At 44.9% G+C, this 10,376-nt stretch carries 7 protein-coding genes and 1 tRNA gene; 2 read left to right on the top strand and 6 right to left on the bottom strand.

What is annotated here, in order from left to right:
- Positions 1 to 350: 350 nt before the first annotated feature.
- The 5 genes from AC1DCV_RS31670 to AC1DCV_RS31650 all read right to left on the bottom strand — a co-directional run bounded on the left by AC1DCV_RS31670 (position 351) and on the right by AC1DCV_RS31650 (position 5,499).
- On the bottom strand, positions 351 to 683 hold the full coding sequence (locus AC1DCV_RS31670; protein WP_477026931.1) for a YegP family protein: 333 nt from the start codon (positions 681 to 683) through the stop codon (positions 351 to 353).
- 75 nt (positions 684 to 758) lie between these two features.
- A complete protein-coding gene (locus AC1DCV_RS31665; RefSeq protein WP_477026930.1) occupies positions 759 to 1,526 on the bottom strand; it encodes a PIN domain-containing protein in 768 nt (255 codons plus the stop codon).
- A 227-nt stretch (positions 1,527 to 1,753) separates the two neighbouring features.
- Positions 1,754 to 1,826 (bottom strand) — tRNA-Lys (locus AC1DCV_RS31660).
- A 78-nt stretch (positions 1,827 to 1,904) separates the two neighbouring features.
- A complete protein-coding gene (locus tag AC1DCV_RS31655) occupies positions 1,905 to 4,331 on the bottom strand; it encodes a penicillin acylase family protein (RefSeq protein WP_477026929.1) in 2,427 nt (808 codons plus the stop codon).
- A 52-nt stretch (positions 4,332 to 4,383) separates the two neighbouring features.
- Complete coding sequence (locus tag AC1DCV_RS31650; protein ID WP_477026928.1) at positions 4,384 to 5,499, bottom strand: aminotransferase class I/II-fold pyridoxal phosphate-dependent enzyme; 1,116 nt, start codon at positions 5,497 to 5,499, stop codon at positions 4,384 to 4,386.
- 79 nt (positions 5,500 to 5,578) lie between these two features.
- Between AC1DCV_RS31650 and AC1DCV_RS31645 the strand changes: the two genes are divergently transcribed.
- Positions 5,579 to 6,175: a MiaE family protein gene (locus tag AC1DCV_RS31645; RefSeq protein WP_134643393.1), complete on the top strand. Its 597-nt coding sequence runs from the start codon at positions 5,579 to 5,581 to the stop codon at positions 6,173 to 6,175.
- A 105-nt stretch (positions 6,176 to 6,280) separates the two neighbouring features.
- Here the strand turns inward: AC1DCV_RS31645 and AC1DCV_RS31640 are convergent, their stop codons facing one another.
- Complete coding sequence (locus tag AC1DCV_RS31640; protein WP_477026927.1) at positions 6,281 to 8,551, bottom strand: patatin-like phospholipase family protein; 2,271 nt, start codon at positions 8,549 to 8,551, stop codon at positions 6,281 to 6,283.
- A 320-nt stretch (positions 8,552 to 8,871) separates the two neighbouring features.
- On the opposite strand from AC1DCV_RS31640, the gene AC1DCV_RS31635 reads away from it, so the two are divergent.
- Positions 8,872 to 10,332, top strand: coding sequence for an MFS transporter (locus AC1DCV_RS31635; protein ID WP_477026926.1), 1,461 nt, complete (start codon positions 8,872 to 8,874; stop codon positions 10,330 to 10,332).
- Positions 10,333 to 10,376: the final 44 nt, after the last annotated feature.

Raw genomic sequence — 10,376 nt, 5'->3', positions numbered from 1 at the left:
TCCTTACCTAAAAGCGTATCTCCGTTCTTCAAACGGCTGGCCGCTTGCTTCTTGAAGGCTTCGAAATCAAAGTTTTGCTTTTCCATATTGTTTTATCAGTTTAAAGTTAAAAAACTTTTTACTGACACACTTTATGTAATAGTCTCTAAGCAGTTGAACAAAGTAAGGTTAACATTAAAGAACAGATATCAGCGTTCCAGTCTGATTATTCTATATTCCTCCAAACAAGAAATAAAAATACCTTTCTTTTGACCAATATACTTTTTTACGCCTTTATATAAGATCAATAGCCTGTTTTGGGAACAGGCTATTGATCTTATATAAAAGCTAATTATGCTTAATTAGCAAAATCAGGTAGTGCTATCTTCAACATCCGCACCTGGTGCACTTTTTTTCACCGCGGCAATACCGTTATCCCTTCCAGACTGACTTTCATACATCTCACTTGTTCCTATTACCATCCCATTGGAGGCCTTCAAATTAAAATAGGCTTTCCCGTTAGACGAAGTCGCTTTTTCAAACCTTTCTTCTATCACAGCATTTGATTTTACTGAACTAATGCCATTTAACAACCCAGCCTTAGAAGAGTACCCTTCACTAACCAGGACTATCTGTCCATTATCCGCAACCAGTTTGAATCGATACTCACCGTTTCTACTAATCGTAATTACAAATTTTCCCATTTCTCAAAATTGATATCGAAAATAAAATATACAATGTTATCAGGCCATCTTTATTGTATCCCAATAATAAATTAACTAATTAGGATCTTCACTTTTAATTGATTGCTTCCAAAACTCACTGTAATGTGAATTTCCTATGGATTCAATTAATTTCTCCTCGGCTGCCTCTAATTCGTCAGTAGGCCTAATACCTACTGCTTTCAATGCATCAGTTATCTTTTCAGTTACTCCTTTAAGTTCACGCCCCGTCCGTTTGTGAAAATCTTTCTTCAGAAAACTAAAGTTGTCATTAAAAGTATTGTCTCTACCAACAATAATAATATCTTCATTAAGGTTTTTAAGTATGATCTCCCAATTTATCTCATCGCCAATTGAATATTTATCAAGCGTGGTAGGAGGATTACCGATCAATTTTCTAGTATGAGCGTTCTTAATTATTTCATCATCCGTGTATAATACCTTATCCTTTGCTATGGATTTATTCACTAGTTCTTTAAAAAAAACTGCTATCTTATCTTTTGTTGGGTCTTTCAATATTTCCGTAATTAATCTATTAACTTCATCCTTCTTCGCTCTATAAGACTTTTGAATTTCAATCAGTTCTTTAAATTCCTCCATATCATTTAATAATGAACTTGAAAAATTCTCGAGCTTTGATTCTTGTTCAAAACTCTTTAGCACAGCTCGAATTACTTTCTCTCTACTTCTTTCAAATTCTTGGATAATTTGATCTGTCAAAATAATGACCTCGTCTTGAGCAATCAATTCAGTTAACAGGATTATCCCTTCTTTATTCGACCGGTAAAAATCAAGATAAATGTTAGTGTCTATTAATATCTTCATTGAGGGCTAAAATGAATGTAATGTAATATTCAAATATAATAAAATTGCTGAGGAAAGATGGGGGAATAACAAGTTTGTTGAGTAAATCAAATGCAGGAAAAAATCATCAAATAATAAAAAAAATCATCAAACTAAGTAAGCAAAAACAGCTTAATCACACTTTAATATACTAGCAAATAGACCCAAACAAAAAGCCTACGCTAAGCGCAGGCTTTGAAACTTTCCAGTGATCCCCTTGGGACTCGAACCCAAGACCCATACATTAAAAGTGTATTGCTCTACCAACTGAGCTAGGGAATCGTATACCCCGTTTTCTGTAACGGAGTGCAAAGATAGGAATTATTTAATTCCAGCCAAATTTTGTTGAAACTATTTTTATCACTTCCCTGTAAACACAAGCTTGTAGCGGATTACAGCGTCATCTTTTTCTTCCTTATTGAAAACATGCAGCTGGTAATACTTACCCACTGCCCAGTCATTTACGCTGTTATCATAAAACGGACTACCCGGATTTCCGCTCTGTCCACCGGGGTAAATACCGATCGCTTCTGTTTTATCAGAAAGCTGTACGATCATACGCCAGGAAGGGCCATGCGTTTGCTTTGTAGCATTGACAATATGTTGCCCGCCGCCGGTATTCAGGTGCAATGCACTGAATGCAGGAATACCACGGGAAAGGTGATTAATATCTGTGCCACGCGCTTTGCCCAGTTCCAGTCTGCCTGCTTTGTTAAGCTCTGACATTTCTTTTACAGTAGTGGTAAATACGCCTTGCAGCAACTGCGACAAAGTTTCCTTTTGTGGTGTATTGATGTTATCAATAAAATGAAAGGCAGTATCGTGTAGCAAAAGTTGCAGGGTGGTGATGGATTGCGGATAAGTAAGAATGGTCGTGTCCTTTGGACGGAGCTCATCTTGCCAGATCGTATCTTCCAGGTGACTCCACAGCTGATTGAAGATGGTGGCAGCTTTACTATCTGGCGTAGCCATAAAGTCCCAGGAAGAAAGCAGTTGCCAGTAGGGCTGTTGCGTGGTGGTCAGCGATGCGGTATCAATATGTTGCCTGATCATAGGCATTGCTGCGGCGGCAAACAGGTTCTTATCATCATTCTGCAGTTGCTGCATATCAACGGCAGTAATGGCGTTCATGGCTGCCAGTCTTTCGTTGATGCGGGCACCGCGGTAAAGATCGTATTCACCGTATAGCGCATAAGGATAAGTGCTGTCTGTAGGCCGTTGATTGGCGGAGCTGACAAAGCCCCGTGCCGGATTCTTGATATGCGGTAGTTCTTCATGCGGAATAAATCCCTGCCAGGCGTAGGTGCTGTCTGTGCCGGGCATGATCCATTTACCCTGATTTTTCCAACGGAGTGGATATTGTCCGTTATGCCAGATAGCGATATCGCCGGCTTTATCGGCAAATACGAAGTTCTGGGCCGGGCAGGTATAGGTAGTGAGGGCAGCCAGGTAATCCTCGTAATTACGGGCCTTATTTAGCCTGTTAAAGGCAGCCAGTTCATTAGAAGGGTCCAGTGCTTTCCAGCGCATGGCCAGAAACGTTTGCCCCACCGTTTTATCGGGGAAAGTGTTGTCAAAGAGTACCGGGCCAAAAACGGTGTAGGCAACGGTATCATGTATGGTAGCACCGCCTCTTACTTTGATGTCTTCCACACGCAGATCGGCCTTGCGATAGCTACCATTGTACAAATATTCTGAGATGCCGTTGCGGAACTGCATACGGTAGAAATCTTTTACATCTTCTTCTCCGTTGGTAACACCCCAGGCAATGTGGTCGTTAAAACCAATGATGACGCCGGGAGCGCCGGGGAGTGAGGCCCCATACACATTCATAGCAGGTGTATGTATCTGTACTTCATACCAGAGAGAGGGCAGTGATAATCCCAGGTGCGGATCACTGCAGAGGATGGGAGCGCCTGAGCGGGTTTTGCTGCCGGCTACGGCCCAGTTATTACTGCCGTTGGCCGGGTCAGGCTTATCCATTTTAAATTTCATGAAAGCAGCATCTGCAGCCACTATGCTGTCTGGCGGCGCAGTGGCCTTTGCAGAAGCAGCGGCAAAGGCGGTGCCTTTGGGTATGATCGGGTCGGTGGCGTCATGAAAGTCCGGGTAGAGCAGGTTGAAGTCGGCCATAGAAAACAGGCGACGTGCATTGGTATATTCCAGGTCATCACAGAATCCTGCCAGGTCATGCGCCATGTATTTCAGCAACAGCGCGGATTTGATCACATCCCAATGCTCTGGCTTATAGTCCAGGATCTTATATTCTACCGGGTAGGTGGCAGGCGTAAGCGTGGCGATGTAGGCGTTGATTCCCGCGGCATACGCAGTTACGGCTGTTTTAGTATCCGGGTCGGCCATCATTTGTTTAACGGTGCCTTCTGCAGCATACACCATTCCCAGGCGGCGTTGTCTGCGGTCATACTGCACCAGTTTAGGTCCCAGTATTTCAGATAAACGGCCAGCGGCGGCATAGGTCTGTAATTCCATTTGCCATAGCCTGTCACGGGCGGTTACATATCCCTGCACGTAATATGCATCTGCTTCATTTTCCGCGAAAATATGCGGCACCATACGATCATCATACCATACTTCCGTTTTGCCGCTTAATCCTGGCAATACCAGTTTCTCCTTAGGAAATTCACCTATCGGCTCTGCATTCTGCCAGAAGCCCGTCTGCGGACTTAACAGGTTTCCCAGTGGTGGTATTTGTCCCAGCTTATGGCTGAAAGCGTAAGAAAGTGATAAGGTAATGGCGGCGGTAACAATTGCGGGAATGATTCTCATATTACGTATCGGATGTAATATGTAAAATACATCAAATTTGATTCAAAACCGCTTATGCCTGCAATACTTTTATCAGCCGGTCTACTTCTGTTGCGGTATTAAAACTATGCAGTACAATACGCAGCCGCTCAGATCCTTTAGGTACCGTAGGATGCAGTATAGGCCGCACATCCAGCCCTGCCGACTGCAACGCGCCGGCTATTTTCCGGGTATGGTCATTACCTCTCGTAAGCACGGCCTGTATAGGTGTGTTTCCCGCCAGTAATTCAACATGATGCAGGCCGGTCTGGAATTGCCGGATCAGTGCCGATAATTTCTCTCTTTCTGCCTGCATATAGGGGAATGCGGCATAACCGGCCTCTATAGCTGCCAGTGCCGCCGGCGGGAGTGCTGTTGTATATATAAAGGATCGGGAGAAGTTGATCAGGTAGTCGCGTAATGTCTCCGATCCAAGTACCACGGCACCATGACAACCGACTGCTTTTCCGAAAGTATGTATGCGTGCAAAACAGGCCCCGGTCAACTCCAGCTGCTGTACCAGCCCTTCTCCCCTGTTTCCGATGATGCCGGTAGCATGGGCCTCATCTACTATCAGATGTGCGCCATATTGCCCGCAAAGTGCTGCAATGGCTGCCAGCGGCGCCAGGTCTCCATCCATAGAATACACTGATTCTACGGCAACAAATATATTCCCGGTCGCATTCTTCAGTTTTTTCTCCAGGTCAGTGATATCGCTGTGCAGAAAAGAAAAAGACTGCGCCGCGGATAACCGCACCCCATCGCGGATAGAAGCATGTATCAGCTGATCGTAGATGATGGTATCCCCTTTCCGGCCCAGACAGGAAAATACACCGAGATTGGCATCATAGCCGGAATTATATATCAGCCCTGCATCTGCCTGGTGAAAGTTGGCCAGATCTTTTTCTACAGACATTACCCACTCATAATTACCCGCCAGCAACCTGGATCCGGCGCTGCCATGGGCAGGATGCCTTTCTTCCATGAGGGTATGAATATAGGCACGTACTTCCGCATTCCTGGCGAGTCCCAGGTAGTCGTTGGAACAAAAATCCACTTTATCTCCCGGCAAACGTAATTCCCGGAAAGCCTGCTGCTCCCTGCGTTCATCCAACAACCGCGTTAAAAAAGAGGTACTGTCCTGCATCATAGATCTGTCTTTAGCGATGCACAATTTAAACTTTGCCGTTATCTTCGCAAAAAAGCTACCAGCTAACTGTTATTTTCAAATGAGCAAAGTATCAATACTCGGACTAAAATTGCCTACTGACCCCCGATGGGTTAACCTGGCAGCTATTTCATTGCAGGACATTCTCACGGACCACGCCTATTGCGAGCAAAAGGCGGCATCTTCTGCCATTTCGCTGATTCAGCGCAACCCGGAAAGAACAAGAATGGTGGAAGAACTGGCACCCATTGTTACAGAAGAATGGGGCCACTTCCGGCAAGTACTTGCTGAAATGAAAAAACGAGGCTTGTCACTCGGCCGGCAACGAAAAGATGAATACGTAAACGCCCTGATGGATAACCGCGTAAAAGGTGGCCATGCAGATGACAGCTTCCTCGACGCACTCCTCATATTCGCATTAATTGAAGCCCGCAGTTGCGAACGCTTTCGCCTGTTGAGTGAAGGTTTGGAAGATGAATACATGCGCGAATTCTATCGCAAATTCATGATCTCAGAAGCAGGTCACTATCGACTGTTTATTGATCTCGCCAACGAATATTTTCCGGAAGATAAAGTCAGGAACCGCTGGCAGGAATGGCTGAAGATGGAAGCAGAAATACTACAAAATATTGACGTACGCGGAGACAGAATGCATTGAGACAGCTATTAGCTGTTAGCTTTTAGCTGTTAGAAAATGCAGCAAAGATCATTATGTGTTAATCTCCGCTGCATTTTCTAACAGCTAAAAGCTAACGGCTAACAGCTAAAAGTTGAACCCCATATTTACATAGAACTTAAGTTGTCCCGACTGATCGCTATACATCACAGTGGCTTCAATAGGACCTAAACGGCTGCTGTAACCCGCTCCCAGCCCATAACCGCTGAGGTATTTGTAACGGTTTCCTCCAGTTAATTCACCATCGTAAATCGCAGCGCCTATTCGTGGTATTGCAAATAAATTCCGGATAAATTCATATTGCCACGCCACCTGTACTGCTCCTATTTTCGGAGTGATCACCTCTCCTTCGTACAACCCCACGAAAGGCACCTGGTTGCGCGCCACGTTACTCATACCACCCACTACATAACCATTCACCACCGACTCATTATAATGCAGATTATAACCAACATTACCATCCAGCTCCAGAGCCGATTTGCGCCCTATCGGGATATAATACTTCATGTTCAGAATAAACCGCTGATAGTTATTGAAACGAACACCTAAACTATCCAGGTTCTGCTCTACTCCACCAAAACTTACTTTAATACCTGAATGCTGGTTGTAAATTAATCCGGCCTCAAAATCCAGCAACAACCCCTTGGTAGGATATATTTTCTGATTCAGGGAATTAATGCCGTAAGATAAATAAGTATTCAGCTGATTGGTACTGCCGCGTACATCCTGAAAATTGGAAAACTGCGGTTTGAATTTGATGTACTCCCAGCGCGTACCCGCACCAATAGACATATTCCGGCTAATCGTGTACTGCATATCCATATTCGCATTGGCATATTTGCTCCGATAGGGCTGCAGCCTGTTGAAATCATCGTCATAAAAAGTAAGTCCATTATTTTCATAATAGGTACTTAACCCAAATCCAAAATTACGGCTGCGTCCCAGGTACTTGAAGTATTCAGCTTCCAGGCGGGGATTTTCGCTGATGGCCACCGTTACAAACGAACGGGAATTGGGAACAATGAAATTCCGTTGCGTCAAATTCACAATCGCATTGGCGCCGGTGAAAGTGTTATAGTTCAGCGCCACCTTCACATAGGTGAGCGGATTTTCTTCCACCGTAATATCCATCCTGCTTTTACCATATCCTTCCGGCACCAGGTTGTAGGTAATCAGTTTATAAAATCGGGTACCATAAACCTTCAGGATAGCATTTCTCAACTGTGCAGGTGTATAGCATCCATTGGGCTTCAGGTGTAATCGTTGTAAAAAAAATTTCTGATCAGAATGCACCAGCCCACTTACGTGTATGCTGCTAAGTTCTATGTCTGTAGGAAATGGTAATCGGTTAACCACAAATGGTCCCTCCGGATACAATGCGTTCAGTGAATCGGCCAGGTGTTTAAAAACAGGATACAACTCCCTGCCCTTGCTCCGTCCGGCTTCAATAATTGAATCCACACTTCCGAAACTCGCAGCAGAATAGTTTTCCAGCTCCTTGTTCATCGGTATATAAATATCACAATGTTTGATCGCTTTTTTAAAGTCGTCTGCATCCTTATAAAAACCAAGCTGGTAAAGAATATCGAAAGGCGTCAACAGTTGATCTGCCTTGCGTAGGCCACCACTCACATTGGCGCCAATCACAATGTCGGCCCCCATATCTTTGGCCGTGATCACAGGGAAGTTACGCACTACACCACCGTCTACCAGTTTACGATCACCGATTTTTACAGCAGTAAAAACAGATGGAATGGCCATACTGGCGCGGAGACTGGTCACAATCTCCCCGCTGTCGAGCGTTACAATTTCGCCGGTGGCCACATCAGTGGCAATACATTTGAAAGGGATATTAAAGTCCTGGAAGTTTTTCACATCCTTTACCGGCCAGCAGAGATTGGCCAGCTCCAGCCACAACGCTTCTCCGGAAATAACGCCGGAAGCCAGTTTGGGCTTGCCGTATTCGAAAGGAATTTCAATGATGTATTTGTTGTACTCTCTTTTTTCTTCGTAGGAGATGTCGGTGAGCACCGGCTGGTTGGAAAACAAACTATTCCAGTTGAGTTTGCGGGCAGCGGTTTCAATTTGTTTACCCGAATACCCCATGGCATACAGGCCACCTACAATGCTGCCCATACTGGTGCCGGTAACCAGGTCTACTTTGAGTCCTGCACTATCAATAGCTTCCAGGATACCAATATGCGCCAATCCGCGTGCACCGCCACCGCTGAGTGTCACGCCTATTTTTGGTCTGTTACTGATGGTTTGCTGAGCCTCCACTGTATAGTGGCAAATGATAGTAGCTAACAACAATAAACCTATAATCCTGCTGATGTATACGGATAGTCCCTGCTTCATTTTAAATAATTGGCCCTTATTAAAGATAAGGCTTTATCTACATTAAAGGATTAGGCGCTCCGGAGATTTTTAGACAGACATTTGTTCTCATTGTAAATATTTGCTATCTTATTCCCCTTAAAAGCGGAAGGCGGAAAGCAGAACGCAAAAAAGCGGGTTGCATCCGTTGGGCTAAACCCTACCGGCTACAAGCGAACAGCTAAAAACACGTTATTATTAATGCGCCAAGGCTCAGTGCCGAAAGCCAAAATCTTACAATTAAAAACAAAACGCAGTCTAAAAGCTAACAGCTTAAAGCTAACAGCTATAACGCTACATTTATGAAAAACTCGCTCCCCTCGCAAAACATCTGGCAGGTAATCATGGCCTCGTCGGCAGGCACGCTCATTGAATGGTACGATTTCTACATCTTTGGCAGTTTATCCGCCATCATTGCGGAAAAGTTCTTTCCTCCCAGCAACCCACAACTCGCCTACATTGCTACATTGGCCACTTTTGCAGTAGGATTTATTGTACGCCCTTTTGGCGCCATTGTATTTGGCCGCCTGGGAGATATGGTAGGACGTAAATACACGTTCCTCCTCACACTCCTCATTATGGGCGGATCCACTTTCGCTATTGGCCTTATTCCCAGCTATCATACCATTGGTATACTGGCCCCCATATTAGTACTGATACTCCGGTTGGCCCAGGGCCTTGCCCTCGGTGGTGAATACGGCGGCGCAGCTACCTATGTGGCGGAACACTCGCCAGACAACCGCCGTGGCTATTATACCAGCTTTATACAAACAACCGCTACGCTCGGACTTTTTGTGTCTCTGGGTGTGATCCTGCTTACCCGCATGCTCATGACGCCGGAAGATTTCAACAACTACGGCTGGCGTATTCCTTTCCTGCTCTCTGTGCTGTTGGTGATCATGTCGTATTACATACGGATACGCCTGCACGAATCGCCCCTCTTTGCACAAATGAAGAAAGAAGGGAAAACATCCACCAATCCCATTAAAGAAAGCTTTGCCAATAAAGAAAACCTGAAACTCGTGCTGATTGCATTGTTTGGCGCCGCCATGGGACAGGGTGTGGTATGGTACACCGGTCAGTTCTATGCGCTCTCCTTTCTGCAGAAAACCATGAACATAGAATTTGTGCAATCCAATATTATCATTGCCATTGCACTCCTCCTGGGTACACCGTTCTTCATTTACTTCGGCTCCCTGTCTGATCGCATCGGACGTAAAAAGATCATGCTCACCGGCATGCTGCTGGCGGCACTGGCCTACTACCCGATCTACCAGGTGATGGATAACATCGGCAATATTAAACTGAAACAGGAACAGACAGATCTGTTTAAAATTGAAAGCAACTTCGCTAAAAACGAGGCAGGGCAAATGGTCAGCAAAACCACCCGTGTACACAGCTACACCGATGGCAGCACCCTGAAAGAAACCGGCGATAAAAAAGAACTGACCGTAAGCCGGCTTAACATCACCTACCTGGTGTTACTTATCTTTATACAGGTACTTTTTGTAACCATGGTATACGCACCTATCGCGGCTTTCCTGGTAGAACTGTTTCCTACACGCATCCGGTATACTTCGATGTCACTCCCCTACCATATTGGTAATGGTGTATTTGGTGGCTTGTTGCCCACCATTTCCACCATTCTGGTCACCCAAACCGGTAACCACCTGGCAGGACTGATCTATCCGATCAGCATCGCAGTAATCTGCTTTATTGTAGGTATTATTTATCTGAAAGATAAAAGAGGTATTCCGCTGTAAGCTGAAAGCAACACATAAAAAGAGAGAGGCGGTACCCATAATGG

The sequence above is a fragment of the Chitinophaga sp. 10T418 genome (assembly GCF_056394125.1).
Note: the sequence above shows the minus strand (reverse complement) of the source record. Positions and strands in the feature narration are given on the sequence as shown.

Bases quoted from the DNA above. Each gene is read 5' to 3' on its own strand.
- AC1DCV_RS31650 (WP_477026928.1), bottom strand. From the start codon at position 5,499: ATGATGCAGGACAGTACCTCTTTTTTAACGCGGTTGTTGGATGAACGC.
- AC1DCV_RS31655 (WP_477026929.1), bottom strand. From the start codon at position 4,331: ATGAGAATCATTCCCGCAATTGTTACCGCCGCCATTACCTTATCACTT.
- AC1DCV_RS31635 (WP_477026926.1), top strand. From the start codon at position 8,872: ATGAAAAACTCGCTCCCCTCGCAAAACATCTGGCAGGTAATCATGGCC.
- AC1DCV_RS31640 (WP_477026927.1), bottom strand. From the start codon at position 8,551: ATGAAGCAGGGACTATCCGTATACATCAGCAGGATTATAGGTTTATTG.
- AC1DCV_RS31670 (WP_477026931.1), bottom strand. From the start codon at position 683: ATGGGAAAATTTGTAATTACGATTAGTAGAAACGGTGAGTATCGATTC.
- AC1DCV_RS31665 (WP_477026930.1), bottom strand. From the start codon at position 1,526: ATGAAGATATTAATAGACACTAACATTTATCTTGATTTTTACCGGTCG.
- AC1DCV_RS31645 (WP_134643393.1), top strand. From the start codon at position 5,579: ATGAGCAAAGTATCAATACTCGGACTAAAATTGCCTACTGACCCCCGA.